Origin of the sequence: Streptomyces sp. NPDC086787, from assembly GCF_044745865.1 — a bacterium.
Classification (GTDB): Bacteria; Actinomycetota; Actinomycetes; order Streptomycetales; family Streptomycetaceae; genus Streptomyces.
On the sequence record NZ_JBIVBC010000023.1, the window covers coordinates 1 to 23,404 of the forward strand.

The 23,404-nt window shown below is 70.2% G+C and carries 22 protein-coding genes; 8 read left to right on the plus strand and 14 right to left on the minus strand.

What is annotated here, in order from left to right; genetic code table 11:
• The first annotated feature begins 145 nt into the window (after positions 1 to 145).
• Together ACIPK3_RS31900 and ACIPK3_RS31905 are read left to right on the plus strand one after the other, a co-directional pair.
• On the plus strand, positions 146 to 832 hold the full coding sequence (locus ACIPK3_RS31900) for an HAD family hydrolase (RefSeq protein ID WP_402575342.1): 687 nt from the start codon (positions 146 to 148) through the stop codon (positions 830 to 832).
• Between the two features lie 7 nt (positions 833 to 839).
• Positions 840 to 1,610, plus strand: a complete 771-nt coding sequence (locus ACIPK3_RS31905; protein WP_402575344.1) for a transposase — start codon at positions 840 to 842, stop codon at positions 1,608 to 1,610.
• A 258-nt stretch (positions 1,611 to 1,868) separates the two neighbouring features.
• On the opposite strand, the gene ACIPK3_RS31910 is transcribed toward ACIPK3_RS31905, so the two are convergent.
• The gene (locus ACIPK3_RS31910; protein ID WP_402575346.1) at positions 1,869 to 2,672 is read right to left on the minus strand and encodes a hypothetical protein; all 804 of its coding nucleotides are present in this window, start codon (positions 2,670 to 2,672) and stop codon (positions 1,869 to 1,871) included.
• Positions 2,673 to 2,884: 212 nt separating this feature from the next.
• On the minus strand, positions 2,885 to 3,169 hold the full coding sequence (locus ACIPK3_RS31915) for a GNAT family N-acetyltransferase (RefSeq protein WP_402575348.1): 285 nt from the start codon (positions 3,167 to 3,169) through the stop codon (positions 2,885 to 2,887).
• A gap of 207 nt (positions 3,170 to 3,376) precedes the next feature.
• Here ACIPK3_RS31915 and ACIPK3_RS31920 point away from each other — a divergent pair, with 207 nt between their 5' ends.
• Complete coding sequence (locus tag ACIPK3_RS31920) at positions 3,377 to 3,538, plus strand: hypothetical protein (protein ID WP_402575350.1); 162 nt, start codon at positions 3,377 to 3,379, stop codon at positions 3,536 to 3,538.
• A gap of 614 nt (positions 3,539 to 4,152) precedes the next feature.
• Positions 4,153 to 6,093 carry a hypothetical protein gene (locus tag ACIPK3_RS31925; RefSeq protein WP_402575352.1) on the plus strand — a complete coding sequence of 647 codons (1,941 nt, stop codon included), beginning with the start codon at positions 4,153 to 4,155 and terminating at the stop codon, positions 6,091 to 6,093.
• Positions 6,094 to 6,175: 82 nt separating this feature from the next.
• Here the strand turns inward: ACIPK3_RS31925 and ACIPK3_RS31930 are convergent, their stop codons facing one another.
• Positions 6,176 to 7,516: an SMI1/KNR4 family protein gene (locus ACIPK3_RS31930; RefSeq protein WP_402575354.1), complete on the minus strand. Its 1,341-nt coding sequence runs from the start codon at positions 7,514 to 7,516 to the stop codon at positions 6,176 to 6,178.
• Between the two features lie 380 nt (positions 7,517 to 7,896).
• On the opposite strand from ACIPK3_RS31930, the gene ACIPK3_RS31935 reads away from it, so the two are divergent.
• Positions 7,897 to 8,559 carry a DUF4232 domain-containing protein gene (locus ACIPK3_RS31935; RefSeq protein WP_402575356.1) on the plus strand — a complete coding sequence of 221 codons (663 nt, stop codon included), beginning with the start codon at positions 7,897 to 7,899 and terminating at the stop codon, positions 8,557 to 8,559.
• A gap of 12 nt (positions 8,560 to 8,571) precedes the next feature.
• Here the strand turns inward: ACIPK3_RS31935 and ACIPK3_RS31940 are convergent, their stop codons facing one another.
• On the minus strand, positions 8,572 to 9,141 hold the full coding sequence (locus ACIPK3_RS31940; RefSeq protein ID WP_402575358.1) for a TetR/AcrR family transcriptional regulator: 570 nt from the start codon (positions 9,139 to 9,141) through the stop codon (positions 8,572 to 8,574).
• Between the two features lie 84 nt (positions 9,142 to 9,225).
• Between ACIPK3_RS31940 and ACIPK3_RS31945 the strand changes: the two genes are divergently transcribed.
• Entirely contained in the window at positions 9,226 to 9,834 is a 609-nt protein-coding gene (locus ACIPK3_RS31945) for a GPP34 family phosphoprotein (protein WP_402575360.1), read from the plus strand.
• Positions 9,835 to 9,842: 8 nt separating this feature from the next.
• Here the strand turns inward: ACIPK3_RS31945 and ACIPK3_RS31950 are convergent, their stop codons facing one another.
• The 4 genes from ACIPK3_RS31950 to ACIPK3_RS31965 form a co-directional block, all read right to left on the minus strand.
• Positions 9,843 to 10,403 (minus strand): PadR family transcriptional regulator, encoded by a 561-nt coding sequence (locus ACIPK3_RS31950; RefSeq protein WP_402575362.1) that lies wholly within the window; start codon positions 10,401 to 10,403, stop codon positions 9,843 to 9,845.
• A 19-nt stretch (positions 10,404 to 10,422) separates the two neighbouring features.
• Entirely contained in the window at positions 10,423 to 11,214 is a 792-nt protein-coding gene (locus tag ACIPK3_RS31955) for an SGNH/GDSL hydrolase family protein (RefSeq protein WP_402575364.1), read from the minus strand.
• Between the two features lie 155 nt (positions 11,215 to 11,369).
• Complete coding sequence (locus ACIPK3_RS31960; protein WP_402575459.1) at positions 11,370 to 14,744, minus strand: pyruvate carboxylase; 3,375 nt, start codon at positions 14,742 to 14,744, stop codon at positions 11,370 to 11,372.
• Between the two features lie 166 nt (positions 14,745 to 14,910).
• Complete coding sequence (locus tag ACIPK3_RS31965) at positions 14,911 to 15,177, minus strand: hypothetical protein (RefSeq protein ID WP_402575366.1); 267 nt, start codon at positions 15,175 to 15,177, stop codon at positions 14,911 to 14,913.
• Between the two features lie 166 nt (positions 15,178 to 15,343).
• Here ACIPK3_RS31965 and ACIPK3_RS31970 point away from each other — a divergent pair, with 166 nt between their 5' ends.
• On the plus strand, positions 15,344 to 16,318 hold the full coding sequence (locus ACIPK3_RS31970; protein WP_402575368.1) for a YhjD/YihY/BrkB family envelope integrity protein: 975 nt from the start codon (positions 15,344 to 15,346) through the stop codon (positions 16,316 to 16,318).
• Here the strand turns inward: ACIPK3_RS31970 and ACIPK3_RS31975 are convergent.
• The 6 genes from ACIPK3_RS31975 to ACIPK3_RS32000 form a co-directional block, all read right to left on the minus strand.
• Complete coding sequence (locus ACIPK3_RS31975; protein WP_402575370.1) at positions 16,315 to 17,547, minus strand: cytochrome P450; 1,233 nt, start codon at positions 17,545 to 17,547, stop codon at positions 16,315 to 16,317. The two genes, ACIPK3_RS31970 and ACIPK3_RS31975, sit on opposite strands and share 4 nt — an antisense overlap.
• Before the next feature lie 48 nt (positions 17,548 to 17,595).
• Complete coding sequence (locus ACIPK3_RS31980) at positions 17,596 to 18,984, minus strand: NAD(P)/FAD-dependent oxidoreductase (RefSeq protein WP_402575372.1); 1,389 nt, start codon at positions 18,982 to 18,984, stop codon at positions 17,596 to 17,598.
• Complete coding sequence (locus ACIPK3_RS31985) at positions 18,974 to 19,219, minus strand: ferredoxin (RefSeq protein WP_402575374.1); 246 nt, start codon at positions 19,217 to 19,219, stop codon at positions 18,974 to 18,976. The genes ACIPK3_RS31980 and ACIPK3_RS31985 overlap by 11 nt, the downstream gene beginning before the upstream one ends.
• 128 nt (positions 19,220 to 19,347) lie before the next feature.
• Complete coding sequence (locus ACIPK3_RS31990; RefSeq protein WP_402575376.1) at positions 19,348 to 20,022, minus strand: hypothetical protein; 675 nt, start codon at positions 20,020 to 20,022, stop codon at positions 19,348 to 19,350.
• 123 nt (positions 20,023 to 20,145) lie between these two features.
• A complete protein-coding gene (locus tag ACIPK3_RS31995) occupies positions 20,146 to 20,784 on the minus strand; it encodes an HdeD family acid-resistance protein (RefSeq protein ID WP_402575378.1) in 639 nt (212 codons plus the stop codon).
• Between the two features lie 128 nt (positions 20,785 to 20,912).
• On the minus strand, positions 20,913 to 21,110 hold the full coding sequence (locus ACIPK3_RS32000) for a hypothetical protein (RefSeq protein WP_402575380.1): 198 nt from the start codon (positions 21,108 to 21,110) through the stop codon (positions 20,913 to 20,915).
• A 168-nt stretch (positions 21,111 to 21,278) separates the two neighbouring features.
• Between ACIPK3_RS32000 and ACIPK3_RS32005 the strand changes: the two genes are divergently transcribed.
• Entirely contained in the window at positions 21,279 to 23,396 is a 2,118-nt protein-coding gene (locus tag ACIPK3_RS32005) for a SpoIIE family protein phosphatase (RefSeq protein WP_402575381.1), read from the plus strand.
• The last annotated feature ends 8 nt before the right edge of the window (positions 23,397 to 23,404 follow it).

A 23,404-nucleotide genomic window follows, 5' to 3' on the forward strand; every position in this document is an offset into this window, starting at 1 on the left:
GCCCCGTGAACGTCTCCACCCACACCCGTTCAGCACGTAACACCGCGGCCATACCTCAGAGATGCCCAGCTCAGAGCCTTGTGCAACACCCTTTAAGGCTTGTCCCACAAACTGCCTGCTCAGGACCTGATGGCATGATCGGGGCGTGATCAGTGAACCCGGCCGTCCCGGTGCGATGAGGTATGTCCTGTTTGATGTCGATGGCACGTTGATCGACGCCGTGGACAATCAGCGCGTGGTCTGGCGCACGTGGGCGGAGCGGTACGGACTCGATCCTGATGAGGTCTACCGAGTGGCGCTGCGGACGAGGCCGATGGAGACGTTCGCGCAGGTTGCTCCGGATCAGGACGCCAGGGAGTGCCTGGCCGCTCTGCACGAGCTGGAGGACGAGGACGTTCGCACCGGTTCATATGCGGCCTTCCCGGGTGCCTCTGAACTGCTGAACGCCTTGGAGCCCGAGGCATGGGCGCTCGTGACCTCGAACTACGAGCACCGGGTGCGCGGACGTTTCGCACGGACAGGCTTGCCGGTCCCGAAGGTTGTCGTAGATGCGGCCGCTGTGACGGACGGCAAGCCGTCGCCGGTGCCGTATCTGCAGGCGGCCGCACAACTCGGTGCCAGGCCGGAGGACTGCCTGGTTGTCGAGGATGCCCCATCCGGGGTGCAGTCCGGACTGCGTGCCGGGATGCCGGTGTGGGGCGTAAACGCCCCTACGGCAGTCGATGGCGTGCATCGTCACTTCCCCAGTCTGCGTGAAGCGGTGCGAGACATCCTCGCCTTCGCGTCCGGGGTCCATCCTGATCGGTTGGAGGGTTCAGCCACAGTGGAATGATCTTGCTGTGGCTGGTGTGATCACGGCGTCGGAGCCGTCCTGGATAACGCCGTTCACCGGGCTGAGCCCGCGACGCTTCGGCAAGTTGGTGACCCTGGTGCGGCGCAAGGTACCGGACGAGCCGCGGCGCGGGCGGCCCTGGAGTCTGCCGCCGGAAAACCGGGTACTGCTGGTCGTGACCTACTGGCGCACAAACTTGACGCTACGTCAACTCGCTCCGCTCTTCGGTGTCTCGAAGTCTGCCGCCGACCGGATCATCCACCATCTCGGGCCCAAGATCGCGCTCCAGCCCAGGCAGCGGTTCGCGAAGGGCACCGTGCTGATCGTGGACGGCACCTTGGTGCCTACGCGCGATCACTCGGTCGCCGAACAATCGAAGAACTACCGCTACTCCACCAACCATCAGGTGGTCATCGACGCCGACACCCGCCTGGTCGTGGCGCTTGGCCGGCCGCTGCCCGGCAACCGCAACGACTGCCAGGCCTGGGCGGAATCCGGCGCGAAGGACGCCGTCGGCAAGACCATGACCATCGCGGACGGCGGCCATCCGGGCACCGGTCTGGTCATGCCGCACCGCCGCGCGAAAGGACAGGTCGAACTCCCAGATTGGAAGCAGGAACACAACCGCTCCCACAAGCAAGTTCGCGCCCGCGTCGAACACGCCTTCGCCCGCATGAAGGGCTGGAAGATTCTGCGTGACTGCCGCCTCAAGGGGGACGGCGTCCACCACGCCATGCTCGGCATCGCCCGCCTGCACAACCTCGCGATCACAGGCTGAGCGAACCGCCTGGGCGACGAGGGCCCGCACTCCTACCTCACCGAAGATCATTTACGGGACAACCCTTAGCCGGCATTCTCTCGGGCCGTACGGGGCACTACGAGGCCGGGACGTTGAGGCAACTGCATCGCCCACCGCAGACCCCCAGGCGGCGCGGGGTCTGCGGTGTGTCCCTCGGATCAGTTCTGTCCGGCCGCCGTGGCGGTGTGCCGGTCGGCAGCATCGGCGTCGATCAACGCGCCCCAGCGGCTCCGTCCGTTAGCAGGCGATCGGAACCCAGGTGTGCACGGAGTAGGTCCAGGGGGCGGGGTCCCTGAAGGTCGACAGGATGTCGAGTTCGGCGCCGGTGGGCGGGGCGACCAGCCTGAATGTCTGCCAGGCGTCACCGGTGGAATCGGCGGTGCCGGACGCTCCCGTGGTGTAGCCCTTCTTGCCGGGGATCCAGTAGTCGGTCCAGACCGGCAGTCCCGCGTAGCCGGTCCCATCGTGCGAGAGGTGCACGGTCACGTCCACCGCACGGACGAGGAACGGCCATTTGCCTACGGTGGTGCACTGCTGGAAGACGGTGGTGTGGGCGGGGTCCTGCCACCACCTTTTGTCGACCTCGCCCGCGTTGTCCCGGGTGCAGTGGAGCAGGGGGTGCGTCACCGTGTTGCTGTAGTAGGTGCCGTCGGGCCAGGCGATCTCGAAGCTGATACTCAGCGTCGAGTCCGCGGGCGGGTTGTCGATCGTGTAGTTGAAAGCGGCGTTTCCCCTGGCGGGGTCGTACTGGCCGAAGAGGGTGCCGTATTTGCTGGTGCCGGGGATGGTGTAGACGACGGTGATCTTGGATCCGGCGGGGTCGTGCCCGACGGCCAGGAAATTCAGGCTGAGCCGGTTCACGGGTACGGCGATGGTCGTCGTACCGCTCCCGATGGTGTTCACGCCACAGTGCTGGTCAATGTCGGGATCCCGCGCATCGATGCCGGCGAAGGCGGGTGACGTTCCGGCGGCGGTCAGGCCGATGAGTACGGCCAGACACGCGATCAGTGCTCTCCAGGTTCTCCAGGTTCTCCAGGTCATCGCGGATGCTCCCCCAGATGGTCGGTGCCGACGGTGCTGTCCACTTGCGGCGGCAGAGACGCCTCCCCGGGGCAGCCGGTTCCGGCGCTGAACGGCTTTTGCTGGAGCCAATCAGCCCACAGGTGGGAGATGCGGTAGGTGTCGAGGACCATGGCGTGCGGTGCGCTATCGATGTGGACTGCAGGCCCACTTCTTGAGGTGTGCCGCTGAACTCAGAGCACGCGCTGGTAGCGAAGTTCAGTGAGCGTGATCTCGTCGTAGGGGTCGTCCTGAGTAGCACCGTCGGCTTGATAGCCATATCGCTCGCAGAAGGACCGGCCTCGCTGATTGTCAGAGAGAACCCGTAAGGCCGACGCTTCGAAGCCCTGAATCCGCATCTGTGCGTGAGGCTCCTCCCGCAGTCTCCGGCCGATGCCCTCGCCGATCAGATCCGGCGAGACGTACAGGGCGTGGACCTCGTCCGGGTTGAGAAACCCACCGCCGCCGTTGGCTGGCATCACCTTCCACCGTCATGGCATCCAAGTACGTCTGGGGAACGATGTCGGCGTACGCCGTGGCCCGTCGTGTCCACGCTGTTGATCCCGGCCCTGATTGTGGACCCCCCTCGAGTTGCTGTGCACGTGCGGGAGATGGATGCGGCCGACGTCGAAGCCGTTTCGACGATCCGAGTCCGAGGGACTTCACGAAGGTGCAGACGGTGCTGGATGAACGTACTGCCGGTCTCCGTCGAAGACCGTAAAGACAGTGGCAACTGCACCACCAAGCAGGCGAAGTTGCAGCAGGTGACGGTGAAACTGAAGCACTCCCTGGATGACCGCGTCCTGCTCGACGCATCACCGGCCTGCCAGTTCCCTACAAGGGGCTGAACGGCCTTCCCCCGAGCGGCAGTTGAGTCGGTCGACGCAGGTCAGCAAACCAGCACACCCGCAGTGGGCGCGCGGGTGTTCGAATTGAGCCGTAAATGCGAAGCCGGTGGGTCCGCCTGCAGATGCTCATACGGATCCACCGGCTGGTGAGAGTCGCTGCTGGCGGTGGCAGCGGATCGAGGTCCGACCGGAATGCCCGGTCGGACCGGTCACTCTCTGTCCAGCACGTGCGATGTCCTCGCACTTCTCCCCGGCACCCCCTGGCCGGAAGTGACCAGGTTGGGGTGCGAATCCGATGCGCCCCAAGAGCCGGTTGTGTTTGCATGCCGTCAATGCGGCCGGGGCGTAAGGGAGTTGGCCGCTCGACTCCCGTCGAACGTGATCGACACAGAGGGTACAACCTTCACCTACCGCGCGGTGATGTTCTCGCGTCGAACATTTGTACTATTCAAGGGGGACAGTTGATACGCACACACTTAACGACGGCGCTGCGCTGCATGACAGCCGGCGCCGTCCTCGCTGTTCTGGCCGGGGCGTCACCCGCTTCGGCTGCCGAGCCCGGTCCGCTTGCCGCGCCGCCAAAGGTCCACGGCCCGGAAGTACAAATGTCGACCATGGCTGGGGCGCGTCCGGTGTCGGGTACGGCCCCGTCGGCCGGGCCGAGGTTCACCAAGTCGGGCACCCAGTGGCGAGTGATCGCCCCGGAGGCCGTGCTGCGCAACACGGTGACTGACGCTGACGGTGACAAGTCGACGCTGACGTTCGAGGTGTGGACCGTCAAGGCGGACGGCACCGCGGGCACCAAGGTCAAGCTGACCGGCGCCAACCCCTACGGTGTCCTGGTGTCGCCGTATGTGGCGTCGGGGTCGCTCGCCAGCGTCAAGGTCGGCTACGGGGTCCTCAAGCCCCGCACGCAGTACATGTTCCACACCAACGCCTACGACGGCAGCCTGTACGAGACGACCTGGTCGCCATGGACCAAGTTCACCATCGAGCCGTACGCGACGTTCCCGGGGGCGCAGTCGACGTCGGGGATCGACCCGGTGGCGCAGACAACGGTGGAATTCACCCGCACGGATCCGGACGGGTCCGCCACCGCTGCCGCCGCCCCGCAGTTCGCGACGTCCGAGCCGACCCTGTCGGAGTTCGCCGAGGATGACTGTTCCAAGCCGGACAAGCAGGACCGGCGGGTTTGCTTCACGCTCAGCAAGAGCAACAAGGACAAGGCGAAGCGGTCCGAGGCACCCAAACCCGGCAAGACCAGGGAGACGACGCAGACTTTCACTGATGCCTCTGCCGAGGCGTTGACGGGGTCCCCGACTCCGGGCGGCAATGACGCGGTGGACTTGGTCGACTGGTGCACCAACGCCGCCGACGGCCTGGACTACATGAACCGTACCGAAGCCTGCCTGAAGGACCTGGGCGAGGGCGAGCTGTGGTTCTTCGACTCAGACCCGCAGAAACCGGCCATTGGTCGCGGCAAATTCCTGTTCGAGCAGCGCATGAAGACGTACCGCAACAAGTCGGAGAGCGGCAGCGACTTCGCTGAGTTCGACCAGCAGTTGGTCATCATTCCCACCTACATCGACCCCGTACTCCAAGGCGTCACGATGAAGTGGAACATCACCTCGTCATGCTCGTCGTGTGACGTCGCACCGATCCAGTGGACCGACTCCGGCGCCAACCCGACCGCGGGTGCACACTGGACGTTCGAACCGACCAGCGACTACTCAGGCCGGTGGGGCACAGTCGTGACCCGATGGACCGGCACGGGTAAGGAAAAGATCGACCTGGACTGGTCAATCACCGCGAGCGTCGACGTCAGCGACTCCGTCCGTGCCACGGCTGACTTCGGCAGCAGCGGCACCAGCGCGGTCCGCGAACTGGCACCTCGCTGCGACGACATCACCCGTGGAGCGGTCACACCGGGCTGCGTGTTCCCGTTCTTCAAGCCGACGTTCACCGTCGACACCAACCTCTACCCGGCAGCCGGCGCCTACTACTGGGTCATGCAGGAACGCATGCCCGACCACGCCGGATCGAAGAAGTGGGACAGCCTGCTCCACTACCTCGGCCCGGACACCACGGTGAAGAACCCGTCCACCGGCACGGCCTGGTCGTCAGGCGACAGCCGCAAGGTGGTGTGCCCGTCCACTTGGACCAAACACCCCGCCGACCCGATCGTGGGCAGCACCGACTGCGACGAGTACGCCCCCGCCTCCACCCACGAGAGCGGCGGATTCCCCGGCGGCGTCAACCAGGTCGCCGACGGCAGCAAGTGCGCCCAGCTGTACACGGACTGGGCATTCAACGGCACCGGTGACGGATCGACGTCGTACGGTCTGTTCGCCGACACCCGCACCGCGACCAACGGTCCCACCGGCACCGAGCGCTGCGGACGGGCGGCGATCGATTCCGCGCAGAACCAGGGCGCGTTCAGCAAGCTCCAGCCCAGCGTGTGGCGGCTGCTGGACGATGACGGGCTCTTCGTCAACACCCCCGGCTTCAACCACTGCTCGGGGACGGCGACGACCTGCATCTGGCGTAAGGTCTAGCACCGCCCAGCCCTCGGACAGGGCAAAGCAAGGCGGGCGGACAGATCATCACCTGTCCGCCCGCCTTCGGCGTTCCCGTACATCAGCCGGTGAACGGCTCCCACAGGGCAGCCTCATCCGCAGCGAGCGGCGGACCCCACACCAGTCTGCCGCCGATCAGCCCCGGCAGGATGCCGGTGGCCAGCTGCGGATTCTCCAGCTTGTCGGCCGTCTCCTCCAGCAGCATGCTCAGTGTCTGGCCCCCGACCGTGCGCACGCTCGTGTCGTCCCAGTGCCCGACCTTGCCTGTCTCGGCGTCGACAAACAGGCCCATGCTGGTGTCGGTCACCGACCATGAGCAGAACGGAATCCATGACGGCTTCCATACCACCGCGTCTTCATCGCCCCACCTCACTCCTGTCTCGCGCTGGTTGCCGCTGTGCCACCGGTAGGACGTGGCCACTGTGCCCAGCGGCATCACCGCCCAGCCGTAGTCGGGCAGCACACCCGCCCCCGGGGTGTCCTCGCCTCCCGCGCACAGCAGCCATAACGCCCGCAGCTCCACGGGTACGCGTACCCCAAGTGCCTGCTCCAGCTCGACAATCTCGTACGTGGAAGCGCCGGGCAGCAGCGCCGCACGGCTAGCAGGCGCGTGCTTCTCAAGCCACCTGGTGATCCGCCGCCACGCCTCGGTCACCTGTCGCGTGGTGATCTGCTGCATGCGCGGATCCGGCGCGGTCGCGGGGGCCTGCTCGTCGCCGGCGTCGGGGAGTGGCCCGGTCGCCTCGATATCTCGGATCTCGATCCGGTCCACGTCCAGCAGGGGCGGACCGTAGGCGTAGCGCACGATCAGGGGTGGGCAGGCATCGAAGGTGTCGCTGTCGATCGTCGCCGTGTACAGGCCGAGTCTGCCGGCGCGTTCGCCCAGGCGTGGATCGTCGGCCAGTTGTCGGGCCAGGGTCTTGACCGCGTACAGGACACCGGCGCCGAGCTCGGCGCAGCGTGCGCGTACGTGATCGGGCAGGTCAACAATGACGGTCACTGGGAAGCATGCTCCTTGTGTAGGGCTCGGGCTTACCACTGGGTGCGTTCGGCCGCTTCGGCTGCCGAGTGCCTTGAGCCGCTCTTCGAGTATTTCGGTCCCGAGGTTGAGGGCGAACACGCCGTCACGGTAGTACTCAAGCCCGATCCACTCCCAGACCTGGCCGAGCATGGCGATGGCCGGCAGTCGGGTCTTTTCGTTGTCGGGGCCGCTGGGGCCGCCGTTGAGCGGTGCAGGGAAGCAGGCGATGCCGCGGCAGCCAGGGCGGAACCTGCCGATAGCCCGCGCGGTGAGGAAAGGCCCGGGCCATAGCCCTGCCAGGAGAATGCCTAACTGAAGCGGGTCAACGGAGTCCTGAAGGCCGCGGCGAGTTTCTTCGCGGCCGAGCTCGACCGGCCACACACACGCTCGTAGTGTGCCTCGGCGAGACTGGGACCGCTTCGGCGGCGTCGATCGCCGGCAGGACAGGTTGGGGGCGCCTCGCGGGTCTCGAGGACGACGGTCCGGCCCTCACAACGCCACGGGCTCATTGCGGACTTCCGTGGCCGGCCGGTCTGCCGTACACAAGGCTCGCCTGTCGCCACGGCGGACCGGACCCGGTTGCCCCGAACCAGTGCGCACCCTGCCAGGGCGGCGCCGCCGCAGCGGCGGGTGCGGCTCGGTTCCTGTAACCGACTTGTCACAGGCGGTCAACACTGGAAACCCGGCGTCCCGGGCCGGTTGTCATCAGCAGCGAGCGTCGGCGACCGCGCCGGTGCGTGGATCCGGTTTCGGGGGGCGTCATGCAGTATCGAGCGCAGGGCCGAGGGAACGTCCGTACGGTGGTGGCTGCGACGGCCGTGGTCGTCGCCGCGTTGGCGTTGACCGCGTGTCAGCCGGGCGACGACGGCGGGGCAGCGGCCGGAGCTCCCTCGCGGGCGCCGGTCGCCTCGGCGGCGTCCTCCCCGGCGGTGTCGTCCCCCGCGGCCTCCTCCCCCGCCTCGGGTGCCCCGGTCGACGCGCCGAAGACGTGTGCGGCTGACGCCCTTGAGGCTTCGGCGCGGCAGGCTGACGAGCGGCCGGACGGTACCGGGACGGGCGCGGCGGTCGTCGGGTTCACCAACGTTTCCGGCAAGGCATGTGTGCTGAACGGGCACCCGTCGGTGGCCGGGGCGGGCAATGGTTCGCCGGAGCACAGCAGTCCGCTGGCGGTGACGCCCAAGGGCACCGGAACGCCGGTGACCTTGGCGCCGGGTGGGCAGGCATGGGTGAAGCTGACGTTCGTCCAGGTGCAGGGCGAGGGCGACGGCTACTGCGCGTCCGGCGCAGAACCGGTCGTGTATCCGACGCTGGTGGTCGCCCTGCCGGGTGCCGGTGCCCATCAGGTCGCGCTGGAGGACGGTCGGTTCGCCGAGTGCGACGACAAGGTCACCGTCACCGCCGTGTCGGCGGCGCGGCCGTCCTGAGCCGACGGGGCCTCAGGGGGCGGGCCAGTTGCGCAGCAGGGCGTCGAGGGCGTCCACGATGCGTGTCCATGTCTCCTGCGAGTCCGGGGCACTGTGGCTGAAGCCCCCGTCCGCCTCCAGGCTGACATAGCCGTGGAAGACGCTGCCCAGGAGCCGGACCGCGTGGGTCTGGTCAGGCTCGGGCAGGTCGTAGCCGCGCAGGACGGCGCGGGTGAGCTGGGCGTGCCGCGGTCCGGCGCTCTCGGCCGCCGTCCGCGGGTCCAGCCTGAGCCGGGCGGCGGCGTAGCGGCCGGGGTGCTCGCGCGCGTAGTCGCGGTAGACGTTCGCGAAGGCGGCCAGGGCGTCCTTGCCGGCCCGGCCGGCCAGTGCCGCGGCGGCCCGGTCGGCGAGTTCCTCGAGAGCGAGCAGGGCGATCCTGGTCTTGAGCTCCCGGGAATTCTTCAGGTGCGAGTAGAGGCTCGCGGCCCTGACGTCGAACCGCTTGGCGAGCGCGGCGACCGTCACCTGGTCGAACCCCGCCTCGTCGGCCAGTTCCGCCCCTGCCAGGGTGAGCCGATCCACGGTCAGTCCCGCGCGCGCCATGTGCCTCCTTCTGCTGTTCAGAGGGGATTATGCGGTCACCCGAACACTTGGGGCAAAGAGGTCGCCCCTGACTTGGAGTCCGACATGACCACACCGCGGGACCTGCTGACCGTCGCCCTCGATGTCGCCCCCGACCGTCAGGTCGAGCAGGGCGATCTCTCGCTGGCCCTCGCGGGAGCGGAACTGATCGACCTCGTCGGCGCGCATGCGCTCACGCTCGAAGAGGAGGCCATCGTGCCCGGCGCGGAGCGCGCGCTGGGCGACCGTCTGCTGGACGAGGCGCAGTCCGTGCTGGTGCGGCAGGCGCCGTACGAGTCGGTCGAGGACTGGCTGTGGCGGCGCGGCCGCGGGCTGGCCGGGGTCTATGTCGCCGCGCTGGAGGCGGACGGCGAGGTGGCCGGGCGGCGGCGCGGCTGGCTGCCGCTGCGCTCCGGCCCGACGGTACGGCACGATTCGCCGGAGCACCGCCGGGCGACCGAGCGCTGGACCTCGGGCGAGCCGGTGCTCACGGTGCTCGGGGCCGCCGCGGGCCTCGGTGACGAGGCGGCCGCGGAGGACCTCGCGGACATCGGTGAGGGCGCGGTCGCGACCGTACTCAACGCGGTCCACGACGCGGTGGCGGAACTGGGCGCGGTGCGGCAGCGCAAGCAGATCGAGGAGGACGCCTTCGACAACATCTGGCGGGCTCCCTGAACGTCCTGTCACCTCGTGGCGCGCCGGTCCAGGGTGGCCAGGGCCGTCCGGCCCCAGGTGATGTTGGCCCGTTCCAGGGTCAGTCCGCCGAGCAGCGTGAGGTACGGGCCGACGCGTTCGGCCGTGGCGAGGTACTCCTCCTCGGTCCGGCCGGCCAGCAGTCGGTCCCGCATGCGCTCGAAGCGGGCCAGTTTGGCGGCGGACCGCTCGACCCGTTCGGTGATCCCGGCCCGTACGGCCGCCAGGTCGCCGAGGTCGACGCACTGGACCTTGACCATCAGCTCGTCCCGGATGGCCATGGGTTTGCTGGAGGATTCGGCGGTGTAGGCGCGAACGGCGGCGCGGCCCGTCTCGGTGAGGGAGAACAGCCGCTTGTTGGGCCTGCGTTCCTGCTGCACCAGGCGGGCCGAGACCAGGCCCTCGCTCTCCATCCGCTCCAGCTCACGGTAGATCTGCTGCGCGGTGGCCATCCAGAAGTTGGCGACGGAGGCCTCGAATCCCTTCGCGAGGTCGTATCCGGACGCCTCTCCTCCCAGTAGCGCGGCCATCACCGCGTTGCGCAGAGCCATGGCGTCAACCTAACAGGGCTCAGAAGGGCTTTCCGGCGGCCGTGCCCACCGGAAGCGGTGTGGGGCGCTTGGCGCTGCGGCCGTCGCCGGACGACCGGCCGCGGACGCGGCGGACGAGCCAGGGCCCGAGGAAGGAGCCGGCCCAGCGCAGTTCGGCTTCCGCGGCCCGCAGCCGGGACGCTGCGGGGGCGCCGGGCAGCGGCCGGGTCCACTCGTCGTCGCCCGGCAGCCCGAGGGCGTGGGCGACCGCGGCCGCGATGCGCGCGTGTCCGAGGGAGTTGGCGTGCAGCCGGTCGGAGCTCCACAGCCGGGGGTCGTTGACCACCGGATACCGGGTGGCGTCGGCCACCGCGACGCCATGGCGCCGGGCCGCCTCCCAGATGCCGGCGTTGAGCGCCAGCAGCCGGGGGGCGATCGGGCGGGCCAGCGGGGTGATGCGGGCGAGATCCGGGAAGGTGCATGTCGCAACCCTGGCGCCCTGTGCGGTCAGCGCCGCGAACATCGCGTCCAGGTGGCCGACGACCTCGTCGGCGTCGAAGCGGGGGCGCAGCACGTCGTTCATTCCGGCGACCACGGTGGCGAGGTCGGGCCGCAGCGCGATGGCGGGGGCCAGCTGTTCCGCCCGTATCTGCCCGGCCTGCCGGCCGCGCACGGCGAGGTTGGCGTAGCGCAGGTCCGGGTTGTCCATGGCGAGCCGCTCGGCCAGCCGGTCTGCCCAGCCGCGCAGACCGCTCACGTCGTCGCCGTCGCCGACGCCCTCGGTCTGGCTGTCCCCCAGGGCCACATAGCGCAGATACCCGTCGACCGGCATCGGACGATCCCCTCCCGCCAATCTGCATATTCAACTATGCATCTATGTGCGTCGTTGACTATACCGAAGGAGTGAACGAAGGCGGGCCGGACCGCCACCGCGGTCCGGCCCGCCTCCGGTACGCCGCCTCCGTACGGCCGCCTCCGATACGAGGGTCAGCCGATCTCGACGAGCAGGTCGCCGCCCTCCACCTGCTGGATGCGGTTGATGGCCAGCCGGGACACCGTGCCCGCCTTGGGCGCGGTGATCGTGGCCTCCATCTTCATCGCCTCGATGGTGGCGATCGTTGCGCCCGCCTGTACGTCGTCGCCCTCGGCGACCGCGAGGGTCACCACACCGGCGAAGGGCGCTGCCACATGGCCGGGGTTGGCGCGGTCGGCCTTCTCCGTGACCGGTACGTCGGAGGCGGCCGCCCGGTCGCGGACCTGGATGGGCCTCAGCTGGCCGTTGAGGGTGGCCATCACGGTGCGCATGCCACGTTCGTCGGCCTCGCCGACGGCCTGGAGCTCGATCAGCAGCCGTACACCCGGCTCCAGGTCGACGGCGTACTCCGTGGCGGGGCTCAGACCGTAGAAGAAGTCCTTGCTGTCCAGGACGCTGGTGTCGCCGAAGGCCTGGCGGTGGGTGTCGAACTCGCGTGTCGGGCCGGGGAACAGCAGCCGGTTGAGGGTGGAGCGCGGGGACTTCTCCAGTCCCTCGCGGTCCTCGTCGGCCAGTTCCTGGACCGGCTTGGCGTCGGCGCGGCCCTGGAGTGCCTTGGTGCGGAACGGCTCGGGCCAGCCGCCGGGCGGGGTGCCCAGCTCGCCGCGCAGGAAGCCGATCACCGAGTCCGGGATGTCGTACCGGTCGGGCGTCGCCTCGAAGGCCTCCGGAGGCACCCCGGCGCCCACCAGGTGCAGGGCGAGGTCGCCCACCACCTTGGAGGACGGCGTGACCTTGACCAGGTGGCCGAGGATCCGGTCGGCGGCGGCGTACATGGCCTCGATGTCCTCGAAGCGGTCGCCGAGGCCGAGGGCCACGGCCTGGGTGCGCAGGTTGGAGAGCTGGCCACCGGGGATCTCGTGGTGGTAGACGCGTCCGGTCGGGGAGGCGAGACCCGCCTCGAAGGGGGCGTAGACGCGTCGGACGCTCTCCCAGTACGGCTCCAGGTCGCCGACGGCCTGGAGGTCGAGCCCGGTGGGTCGCTCGGAGTGGTCGGTCGCGGCCACCAGCGCCGACAGCGACGGCTGCGAGGTCGTACCCGCCATCGAGGCCACCGCGCCGTCCACCGCGTCCGCGCCCGCCTGGATCGCGGCGAGGTAGGTTGCGAGCTGGCCGCCCGCGGTGTCGTGGGTGTGCAGGTGCACCGGCAGGTCGAACTCGCGGCGCAGCGCCGACACGAGCTTCGCCGCGGCCGGGGCGCGCAGCAGACCGGCCATGTCCTTGATCGCCAGGACGTGGGCGCCCGCGTCGACGATCTGTTCGGCCAGCCGCAGGTAGTAGTCGAGGGTGTAGAGGCGTTCGCCGGGGTCGGACAGGTCGGAGGTGTAGCAGAGCGCGACCTCGGCGATCGCGGTACCGGTCTCGCGTACGGCGTCGATCGCGGGCCGCATCTGGCCGACGTCGTTGAGGGCGTCGAAGATGCGGAAGATGTCGATGCCGGTGGCCGCGGCCTCCTGGACGAAGGTGTCGGTCACCTCGGTCGGGTAGGGGGTGTAGCCGACGGTGTTGCGGCCGCGCAGCAGCATCTGGAGACAGATGTTGGGGACCGCCTCGCGCAGCGCGGCCAGCCGCTCCCAGGGGTCCTCTGCCAGGAAGCGCAGGGCGACGTCGTAGGTGGCGCCGCCCCAGCACTCCAGGGAGAGCAGCTCGGGCAGGGTCCGGGCGACCACGGGGGCCACGGCGAGCAGGTCCTTGGTCCGCACCCGGGTGGCGAGCAGGGACTGGTGGGCGTCGCGGAAGGTGGTGTCCGTGACGCCGATGGTGGGGGACTCGCGCAGCCGGCGCGCGAAGCCGTCCGGGCCCAGGTCGACCAGTCGCTGCCGGGAGCCCGCGGGCGGCTCCCCGGCGGGCAGCACGGGCAGCTTGCTGAGCGGGTCGAGCAGTTCGGGGCGTTCGCCGTGCGGCTTGTTCACCGTGACGTCGGCGAGGTAGGTGAGCAGCTTGGTACCGCGGTCTGCGGAGGTGCGCGCGGTGAGCAGGTGCGGCCGCTGCTCGATGAACGAGGTGGTGACCCGTCCGGCCTGGAAGTCGGGGTCATCCAGGACGGCTTGCAGGAACGGGATGTTGGTGGCGACGCCGCGGATCCGGAACTCGGCCACCGCGCGCCGGGCCCGGCCGACAGCGGTCTTGAAGTCCCGGCCGCGGCAGGTGAGCTTCACGAGCATGGAGTCGAAGTGCGCGCTGATCTCCGTACCCGCGTGCGTGGTGCCGCCGTCGAGCCGGATGCCGGAACCGCCGGGCGAGCGGTAGGCGCTGATCCGGCCGGTGTCCGGGCGGAAGCCGTTGGCCGGGTCCTCGGTGGTGATACGGCACTGGAGGGCCGCTCCGCGCAGCCGCACGGTGTCCTGCGACAGTCCGAGGTCGGCGAGGGTCTCGCCGGACGCGATCCGCAGCTGGGCCTGCACCAGGTCGACGTCGGTGACCTCCTCGGTCACCGTGTGCTCGACCTGGATGCGCGGGTTCATCTCGATGAAGACGTGGTTGCCGGCCCGGTCGAGCAGGAACTCCACGGTGCCCGCGTTGCGGTAGCCGATCTCGCGGGCGAACCGTACCGCGTCGGCGCAGATCCGGTCGCGCAGTTCCGGGTCGAGGTTGGGTGCGGGGGCGAGCTCGATGACCTTCTGGTGACGGCGCTGCACCGAACAGTCGCGCTCGAACAGGTGAATGACGTTGCCCTCGCCGTCGGCGAGGATCTGCACCTCGATGTGGCGGGGTTCCACGACCGCCTTCTCCAGGAAGACGGTCGGGTCGCCGAAGGCGGAGGCGGCCTCGCGGGAGGCGGCCTCGATGGACTCGCGGAGCTGGGCGGGATCCTCGACGCGGCGCATGCCTCGGCCACCGCCGCCGGCGACCGCCTTGACGAAGACCGGGAAACCGATGTCGTCGGCGGCGCGTACCAGTTCGTCCACGTCGTCGGAGGGGGCGCAGGAACCGAGCACCGGGACCCCGGCCGCGCGGGCGGCGGCCACCGCGCGGGCCTTGTTGCCGGTCAGTTCCAGGGTCTGGGCGCTCGGCCCGACGAAGGTGATGCCCGCCTCCTCGCAGGCACGGGCCAGTTCCGGGTTCTCGGAGAGGAAGCCGTACCCCGGGTAGACCGCGTCCGCTCCCGCCCGGCGCGCCGCGGCGACGATCTCCTCGACGGAGAGGTACGCCCGCACAGGGTGCCCGGGCTCACCGATCTCGTAGGCCTCGTCGGCCTTCATCCGGTGCAGCGAATTGCGGTCCTCGTGCGGAAAGACAGCCACGGTCCGCGCACCGAGCTCATAACCCGCGCGGAACGCGCGGATCGCGATCTCGCCACGGTTGGCGACCAGCACCTTGCGGAACATTCTGGATCCCTTCAGCCTGCCGGCGACGAACACCATGGTCCCGGCCATCCTCCCGCCGTGCCACGCGGCCACGTTAGGGGCGGGCCGGTGGCTCGCTGAAGACGGGAAACATCACATTGACAGCTGAGCATGGACACGGCCGTGGCGGGGAAGCAGTCCTGGCCGGTCAGGGCGCGTCGCCGTACCAGTCGTAGCGGTCCGCGCCGCCCGGCCGGGGCGCGTAGAGGGAGCGGCCGCCCGGGCCGTAGCGGCCCAGTTCCGTGCCGAGCGCCACCGGCTCCCCCGGCGGCCGGGTGGTCCGTCCGGTGATGTCGAGGAGCAGCCCGTCCAGCGGCCCCCCGACCAGCTGGACATAGCTGCGGTCCGGCCGGGGACCCGCGTCCTCGTGATCGGCCCCGTACACCCTGCCGCGCATGAACTCACGCTCATCCATGCCGTTCAGCCTGCCAGGAGGCACTGACAGCGGACCCGTCACGGGTTCGTCCGCGCGTCCGCCCGGTATGGGCGGGATCGCCCGTTAGGCTGGCGCCGCCCCACAGGTCCCGCGCTTCCCGGAGGACAGGACGGCCAGGATCAATCGCGAACGCCTCCTCAGGACGTTGACGTTCTGGCTGCGCCCCGCCTTCGCGTTGCGCGTCGTCAACCGGTTCCAGAAGATCGTGGGCTTCGATCGCTCGATGGCCCTGGCGTCCAGTGCGCTGACGGCGATGATCCCGCTCTCGATCGTGATCGGTGCCGTGCTCGGCACGTTCCTGCGCGACGAGGACGTGGCCGCCCGCATCATCCGGCGCTACGGCCTCACCGGGGAGGGCGCCGACTCGGTCAGGGCGCTCTTCACCCCCGCGGACGGCACCAGCACGAGCGTGGGCGTGTTCGGTGTCCTGTTCCTGATCGTCTCGGCGCTGAGTTTCGCGCGGACGACACAGCGGCTGTTCGAGCAGACCTGGGAACTCAAGCCGCTCAGTGTGCGCAACACGCGGGGTGGTCTGTGGTGGATCCTCTCGCTCGGCGGTTATCTGACCGTCAGCGGATGGCTCCACTCGGCGCTGGGGCAGGGCCGGCTGGGCCTGACCGCCGTACTCCTGGACGTGCCGGTGACGGCCGTCTTCCTGCTGTGGAGCGGCCGGCTCCTGTCGGCCGGTCGGCTCGGCCGCGCGGACGTGCTGCCGTTCGCGGTGACCGGGGCCGCTCTGACGGGGCTGTACTCGGTGGGCGCGAGCGTCTATCTGCCGCGTCTGTTCAACTCGTACGCCGCGCGGTACGGCTCGGTCGGCGGCGTCTTCGCAATGATCTCGGGTCTCTTCGGCGCCATGTTCGCCCTCGTCTTGTCGGCCGCGCTCGGCCGGGAGGTGCGCGACGAACTCGTCCGTATCGGCCAGGGGCACCGGCCCTCGGAGAGCGAGGTCCGCCGCCAGTGGGACAGCGTCGTCGAACAGGCCCGCTCGCGGTGGCGGACCACCCGCGAGCAGATGTCCCACCGGCGGCACAAGGGGACCGGAGGGGAGTCCGCGCAGGACTCTCCGAAGGACTCTTCGACGGACTCTTCGACGGAACAGGACTCCGGCAGGTCCTAGGGACGTACGTCGTCGAAGGCGATGTTCAGGTGGCGCGGGCCGCGCAGCACGGCGTTCTGGCGATATGGCGGCGGGTCCTCGACCAGCCGGGGGTTCACCAGGCGGCGGGCGAGTTCGGCGAGCGCGATCTGGGCCTCCAGGCGGGCCACCGGTGCGCCGAAGCAGCTGTGCACACCGCTGCCGAAGCCGAGGTGGGCCAGGTCCTCGCGGTCCGGGTCGAAGCGGTCGGGGTCCTTGAAGCGCTCCGGGTCCCGGTTGCCCGCGGCCAGGGCGAGCCAGATCCGGGCGCCCTTGGGGATGGTGACGCCGCGTACCTCGATGTCCGTGATGCAGGTGCGCTGCGGCAGGAGCTGTACCGGCGGCTCGTAGCGCAGCAGTTCCTCGACGATCTTCACGGACCGGGTCGGGTCGTCGCGCAGCCGTTCGAGGTGCTCCGGGTAGCGCAGCAGCGTCAGCATGCCGTTGGTGATCAGGTTGACGGTCGTCTCATGGCCCGCGATGAGCAGCAGCACCGAGGTGCTGAGCACTTCCATCGTGGTCATCGCGCCGTCCGGGCCACGGCTGTTCACCAGGTCGGACAGCATGTCGTCGCGCGGTTCCCGGACCCGCTCCTCCACCAGCCCGTTCAGGTACATGCCGAGCTGGAGCCGGGCCTCCTGCGCGGTGCGCATGGACTGTTCACTCGTACGGGTGTCGGGGTCGAGCCCGGCCACGATCGGGTCCACGAAGGAACGGAAGCGGGGTTCGTCCTCCCGGGGCACGCCGAGCAGGCGGCAGATCACCGTCACCGGGAGGGGGTAGGCGACCTGGTCGACCAGGTCGATCTGCCGCGCGTCCCCGAGACCGTCGATCAGTTCCTTGGTGATGTAGTGGAGTTCGTCCCGCATGGAGTCGATTCGGGTGGGCTGGTGCGGAGGTCCGAAGGAACTGTTGGCGATGCGCCGCAGGCGGTCGTGCTCCGGCGGGTCGAGCCGGATGAAGGCCGGTGGCAGCCCCGACGCCTCGGTCGAGCTCAGCTCCTCCGCGGTCGGGTTGGCGAGGTTGTTGGCGTCGGAGCTGATCCGCGGGTCGTGGAGCAGGTTCTCGATGTCCCAGTAGGAGCTGATGACGAACGGACCCTCCTCCTCGTGCAGCACCGGGGTCTTGCGGAGCTCCTTGTACAGCGGATACGGGTCGGCTCGATTCGCGAAGTCGGTGATCTGGCGCAGGAGCGAGGCGTGCGTCGTCATGCGGGGTCCTAGGGGCGTGGAGGGCCGGGGAGAGTGGGCCGGGCTCGGTCAGCGGCCCGGGGTGAAGACCAGTTGCCGGTCGGTGGGCGAGTAGCCGCTGAGGGTCACGGTCGGGCCGTGGGTCGGCAGCGACGGGTCGGGGAAGTCGGCGGCGACCGGCTGGCGCCCCTCGGGACGCCGGTCCACCGTGGTGAACTCCACCGGGAACGGCGCGCCGGCCTCGATCTGCCGCTCGTAGAACTCGAGCCACCGGCAGTTGTCGAAAGTCACCGCGGCGATGACACGGCCCTGGTAGCCGTAGACGCCGACGAAGCGGCGTTCCGCCAGGGAACCCTGGGTGATCATGAGCTGCTCGCCCATGGGCGGCACACCGACGGACTTGATGTTCACCCCGAACTGCGACGACCAGAAGGCGGGCACCCACAGGTGGGGGCGGCGGTCGCTGCTGGGGCTGATCATGTTGTGCGCGGCGATCTCGGCCTGTGCGACGGCGTTGCCCCAGTGTTCGAGGGAGAGGAACTGGTAGCCGAACAGCGCGTGCGGGGAGCGGGCCACGTCGCCCGCGACGAAGACGTCGTCGGTGACGATGCCGCGGAAGTCGAAGGCACGGCAGCCGGCGTCGCAGGCGATGCCGCGGGGGCCCGCGCCGAGCCCGGATCCGGCGAGCCACTCGGTGTTGCGCAGTGAACCGAGCGAGACCACCACGACGTCCGCCTCGACCACGCTGGAGTCGGACAGGTGCGCGGCCCGCACCCGGCCCACCGCGTCGCCCTCAAGGCCGGTGACCGTGATTCCGGTGCGCAGATCGACGCCGTTCTCGTGGTACAGCTCGGCGGACACCGCGCCGATGACGCCGCCGAGGGCGCCCACCAGGGGTGCGCCGGCGCGTTCCGCGACGGTGACCGGGAGGCCCATCTCCCGGCAGGCGGAGGCGACCTCCGAGCCGGAGAACCCGGCGCCGATGACGAGCACCCGGCGCGGCCCGGCCTTCAGCCGCCGGTACAGCGCGGCCGCGTCGTCCCGGGTCCGCAGTACGAAGACGCCGTCCAGCTGGGCCTCCGCCTCCCGGGGCCAGGGCCGGGCGCGGACCCCGGTGGCGATCAGCAGACGGTCGTACTCGACCTCGTCGCCGTCGGCCAGCCGAACCCGCTTCGCGGTCATGTCGAGGCCGGCCGCGGCGACGCCGAGGCGCCACTTGGCGTCGATCTCGCGGCGCCGCGGGAGTTCGGTGTACTGCGGGTCGGCCTTGCCCAGCAGGACGGACTTGGACAGCGGCGGCCGGTCGTACGGCTCGTAGGGTTCGTCGCCGATCATGGTGAGCGAACCGGCGAAGCCCTCCGCGCGCAGCGTCTCGGCGGCCCGCAGTCCGGCCAGCGAGGCGCCGACGACGACGATGCGACCCTCGCGCCTGAACCAGTCCAGATAGTCAGCGGCCATCCGACGGCCCCCCGCTCGCCGCGGCGGACGCGCCGGCCATGACGTCCAGGCCGTCGGCGGTGATCGCCTGGACGGGGCAGGCGGCGACGGCTCGGGCGGCCTTCTCCCGCAGCTCCTCCCTGACCCGCGGGTTGTAGATGAGCCCTTCCTCGCCGTGCAGGGCGAACACTTCCGGCGCGAGGAACGCGCACTGCGCGTATCCCTGGCACTTGTTGAGATCGACGACCAGTCTCATCGACGCTCCGCCTTTCCGTCTGCCGTGTCTTTCAGGATGGAAGCCGCGCCGGGTGCCACGCTCGCCGGGCACGGCCGATCGGGTGAGGCGGGGCATGCGAGGCGGGGGCGTGGGCGCCGGACCGACGGTCAGGGTGCGACCGTGGCGGCGGGGCCGCGGTGGCCGCTGGCGGCGAAGATGTAGGCGCTCAGCAGCAGGGTCCACGCGGGGAAAACCAGCTCGGCCCAGGCGACGCCCGGTGCGACGAAGAGCAGGATCAGCGCGGTGAGGAAACCGAGCACGGTGAGCCAGCGGGGCAGGATGCCGAGGCGGTGCCCGATCACCGACAGGGAGCAGGTGAAGACGGACGCCATGCGCATCGAGTACTCGATCATCATGGTGTAGGCGAAGTGGCGGCCGAAGTCCCAGGTGGGCAGTGCGGTGCCGCCGCCGGTGGAGCGCGGGGTGGCCAGTACGGCACCGCCCGCGGCGGCCGCGGCGAACATCGCGGCGATGAAGACGAGTCCGCTGCCTAGGAAGACGGTGGCGAGGAACTTGTCCTCGGCGTCGCCGACATGGGCCCGGACCACGCCGAGGAGCCACAGGAAGCAGATGCCGGCGAACGGCACCAGCGCGAGGGCCGTGCGCACCGCCTTGCGTTTCGTGGGGTCGGTGAGCCCCTGGGTGAACTCGTCGGTGCCCTCCGGGATGCCCAGCCGGATCAGGATGATGGCCGCCGCCAGCAGCAGCGCGAAGACGATCCCCGCCAGCCCGGCGGCCCTGGGGGTCTGCAGCACCTGGTCCCTCGGACCCGTTCTCGGCATGAGCGGCTCGCTTCCTGTGGGGCGGTCCTCGCCACCAGCAAACCGTCCGGCGGGCCGCGCCGCCACCGGGAATCGGCCGAACGGGACACCTCGGCACGGTCCATCCGCGCTGCCACGACCCGTTCAGCGAGGACGGCCGCCGGCCACTGTCACGGAGCGCAGGGCGAAGGCCACCGCCAGTTCCATCAGTCCGAGCAGTACGAGCCACAGGCCGAGCAACCGGGTCAGGACGACGGCGGACTCCGTGGGCAGGGCGAGGACCACGATGCCCGCGGCCACGCCGAGCGCGCCGGCGGCGACGACGAGACCCCGGTGCGGCAGGCCCTTGAAGGCGATGGCCGTGTAGAGGGTCAGCATGCCGGACGCGAGCCAGATCAGGCCGACGATCAGGGACAGCGCTGCGACCGTCTGGAGCGGGTTGCGCAGGCACAGGACACCGGCGACCACGAACAGCACCGCCGGCAGCAGGCGCGCGAACCGCTCGCCGTGCGCCCGGCCGGCGAACGCCGCGACGAACCGGAACATCCCGCTCAGCAGCAGATACAGGCCGATGACCACCGCCAGCACATGCAGGGTCTCGTCCGGCCAGGCCAGGATCAGCACCCCGGCGATCAGGGTGATCAGCGCGGAGCCGAAGGCCCAGTGCCAGGAGGCGCCGACGGCGGCCACGAAGTCCAGCGGATCCGCGTCGTTGCCGAAGCCCGTGCCGTCGGGGTCGAGTTCCGGCCCGGTGCCCGGCCCCGGGCGTGGCGGTACGGTCATGGCTCCTCCTCGCCGGACGGGGCACGGATCGGGACGGGCCCCCGACGACACGGTGGGGAGGGACCGCTCCGTGCCCCAGCCTGCGCCCTCGCCCGTCGGGCCCGGCTCACCCGCGACGGGTGACCGTCTCACTCCGGCAGCCTGCGCATCTCCAGGACATGCAGCCCGAGCGACTGGCACCTGGCCAGCAGCCCGTACAGGTGCGCCTCGTCCATGACCGGGCCGAACAGCAGGGTCTGGTCGGACACGACCACGTGATCGAGTTCGGGAAAGGCCTCGGCGAGCGTCTGCGACAGACGACCATCGATGCGGATCTCGTACCGCATGAGCTGCTCTCCCCGCGGGTGACGTGTGGCGCAGGCGTCCTTCTCCGGCCTTCTCCGGCCCTCTTTGCGATCCTGCGCCGACGAATGGCGCCCGGCCTCACCCGGTGGAGGTGAAAGGGGCGGATATGCGTCGGCCCCGGGGGCGGGGCACGCTGGAGGTGCGCGTGGGTGCGGGAGGTGGACTCGGTGACGTACGGCGGAAGCGACGGCAGGCTGGACGAGCGCGAGGCCTCGATGCTGGAGGCGCTCTTCACCCAGTCCCCGGTCGGGCTGCACCTGCTGGACACCGACCTGCGCGTCGTCCGCGTCAACACGGCCACCCAGGCGATGCAGGACCTGCCCCAGGACGAGGTCGTCGGCCGTCCGTTCCGGGAGGTGTACGACATCATCGGCGACGACGGCTTCGAGTCCGGCATCGCCCGGGTCCGGGACACCGGCATCCCGATGCGGGGCCGCGTCGTGAAGGCACGCCTGCGCACCGACCCACCGCAGGTGCGCCACTTCGAGGTCACCGCGCTGCGCCTGCGGAACCCGGCCGGGACGGTGCTGGGGGTGGCCGCCACCGCGGTCGACGTCACCGACCGCGAGCGCAGCAGGCTCCGCATCGAGGTCCTCGACGCGGTCCGCCGCAGTGTGGGACGGACCCTGGATCCGGCGGTGACCGGACAGGAGCTCGTCGACGCCCTGGTGCCCGCGTTCGCCGACGTCGCCATCGTGGAGGTGGTGGACGCCGTGATCCGCGGCGACGAACCGCCGCTCGCGCCGCTGCCCGCGGACACGCCGCTGCTGCGGACCGCGTTCCGCACCCGCAGTCGCGACAACAGTCCGCCGGAGGCGTACCCGGTGGGTGACGTACGGCGGCTGCCCGGACCCACACCGTTCACCCAGGCCCTCGCCGACCTGTGCCCGCGGGTGGTGCCGCTGCACGCCGACGAGCCGTGGTTCCGAATCGACCCGCAGCGCGCGGCGGCCATCCGCTCCTCGCACACCCACTGCCTGCTCGCGGCACCCCTGACGCTGCGCGACACGGTCCTCGGCCTGGTCAGCCTGTACCGCTCGGGAGAGACGGCGCCCTTCGACGAGAACGACCGGCACCTGGCCGTGGAGCTCGCCTCGCACACCGCCCTGTGCATCGACAACGCGCGGCGCATCACCCGCGAACACACCGTCGCCGCCACGATCCAGCGTCAGCTGCTGCCCCGGGCGCCGGAGTCCCACGCCTCCCTGGACACGGCGTACCTGTCGCTCACCGGCGCTCACCCCGGGGCCTGGTACGACTCGATCCCGCTCTCCGGCGCCCGTACCGCGCTCGTGGTGGGCAGCGTGTCCGGGCACGGCGTGAACGCGGCGGCGACCATGGGACAGCTGCGCACGGTCGTGCGCTCGCTCGCGGCGTTCGACCTGGCGCCCGACGAACTGCTCGCCAGGCTGCACGACACGACGGCACATCTGGCCGCGGAGCGGGCGGAGCTGCCGCTGGGCGATCCGCTGCGCCGTGAGAGCCTGACCGCCGGCTGTGTGTTCGCGATCCACGACCCTCTCACCGGCACCTGTGAGATGGCGGGAGCGGGCCAGTCCGCGGCGCTGGTCGTCACCCCCGACCACATGGTCAGCACCCACAACCCGCCGTCCGGACCGAGGCTGGGCACGGACCAGGACGAGCCCTTCGCGTCCGTCGAGTTCGAGGTGCCGGAGGGCAGTGTCCTGGTCTTCACCAGCGATCCACTGGTCACCACCTATCTGGCGGAGTGCCCGAACCCGCTGCAGTCCTCGCCGAACCAGGGTGACCGGTCGCTGCGGGAGCTGTGCGACGCGATCGTTTACGCACTGCCGACCGGTCTGCGGGCGGGCGACGCCGCGGTGATCGTGGCGCGGGTCCGCGCACTGCCCGCCGAGCGGGTGGCCGCCTGGGACCTGGAACCCACCCCCGCCTCCGTGGCCCTGGCCAGGCACCGGGCGCGCGAGCAACTCGCCGCCTGGCACGTGGACGACGAGACCGCCGCCAGCACGGAACTGATCGTCAGCGAACTGGTGACGAACGCCATCCGGTACGGGGAGCCGCCGCTGGAACTCCGTCTGATCAACGACCGCGGCCTGACCTGCGAGGTCCGCGACGGCGGGGCCGCGGCGCCCTATCTGCGGCACGCCCGCACCGTCGACGAGGGCGGCCGGGGCCTGTTCATCACCGCACGGCTGGCCCAGGCGTGGGGTACCCGGTACTCCCCCGGCGGCAAGACGATCTGGACCGAACAGCCGCTGCCGCCGCCGCGGGGCAGGGCAGCGTGATCAGCCTG

Bases quoted from the DNA above. Each gene is read 5' to 3' on its own strand.
- ACIPK3_RS31910 (WP_402575346.1), bottom strand. From the start codon at position 2,672: ATGACCTGGAGAACCTGGAGAACCTGGAGAGCACTGATCGCGTGTCTG.
- ACIPK3_RS31915 (WP_402575348.1), bottom strand. From the start codon at position 3,169: ATGCCAGCCAACGGCGGCGGTGGGTTTCTCAACCCGGACGAGGTCCAC.
- ACIPK3_RS31920 (WP_402575350.1), top strand. From the start codon at position 3,377: ATGAACGTACTGCCGGTCTCCGTCGAAGACCGTAAAGACAGTGGCAAC.
- ACIPK3_RS31925 (WP_402575352.1), top strand. From the start codon at position 4,153: ATGGCTGGGGCGCGTCCGGTGTCGGGTACGGCCCCGTCGGCCGGGCCG.
- ACIPK3_RS31935 (WP_402575356.1), top strand. From the start codon at position 7,897: ATGCAGTATCGAGCGCAGGGCCGAGGGAACGTCCGTACGGTGGTGGCT.
- ACIPK3_RS31940 (WP_402575358.1), bottom strand. From the start codon at position 9,141: ATGGCGCGCGCGGGACTGACCGTGGATCGGCTCACCCTGGCAGGGGCG.
- ACIPK3_RS31945 (WP_402575360.1), top strand. From the start codon at position 9,226: ATGACCACACCGCGGGACCTGCTGACCGTCGCCCTCGATGTCGCCCCC.
- ACIPK3_RS31950 (WP_402575362.1), bottom strand. From the start codon at position 10,403: ATGGCTCTGCGCAACGCGGTGATGGCCGCGCTACTGGGAGGAGAGGCG.
- ACIPK3_RS31955 (WP_402575364.1), bottom strand. From the start codon at position 11,214: ATGCCGGTCGACGGGTATCTGCGCTATGTGGCCCTGGGGGACAGCCAG.
- ACIPK3_RS31960 (WP_402575459.1), bottom strand. From the start codon at position 14,744: ATGTTCCGCAAGGTGCTGGTCGCCAACCGTGGCGAGATCGCGATCCGC.
- ACIPK3_RS31965 (WP_402575366.1), bottom strand. From the start codon at position 15,177: ATGGATGAGCGTGAGTTCATGCGCGGCAGGGTGTACGGGGCCGATCAC.
- ACIPK3_RS31975 (WP_402575370.1), bottom strand. From the start codon at position 17,547: ATGACGACGCACGCCTCGCTCCTGCGCCAGATCACCGACTTCGCGAAT.
- ACIPK3_RS31980 (WP_402575372.1), bottom strand. From the start codon at position 18,984: ATGGCCGCTGACTATCTGGACTGGTTCAGGCGCGAGGGTCGCATCGTC.
- ACIPK3_RS31985 (WP_402575374.1), bottom strand. From the start codon at position 19,219: ATGAGACTGGTCGTCGATCTCAACAAGTGCCAGGGATACGCGCAGTGC.
- ACIPK3_RS31990 (WP_402575376.1), bottom strand. From the start codon at position 20,022: ATGCCGAGAACGGGTCCGAGGGACCAGGTGCTGCAGACCCCCAGGGCC.
- ACIPK3_RS31995 (WP_402575378.1), bottom strand. From the start codon at position 20,784: ATGACCGTACCGCCACGCCCGGGGCCGGGCACCGGGCCGGAACTCGAC.
- ACIPK3_RS32000 (WP_402575380.1), bottom strand. From the start codon at position 21,110: ATGCGGTACGAGATCCGCATCGATGGTCGTCTGTCGCAGACGCTCGCC.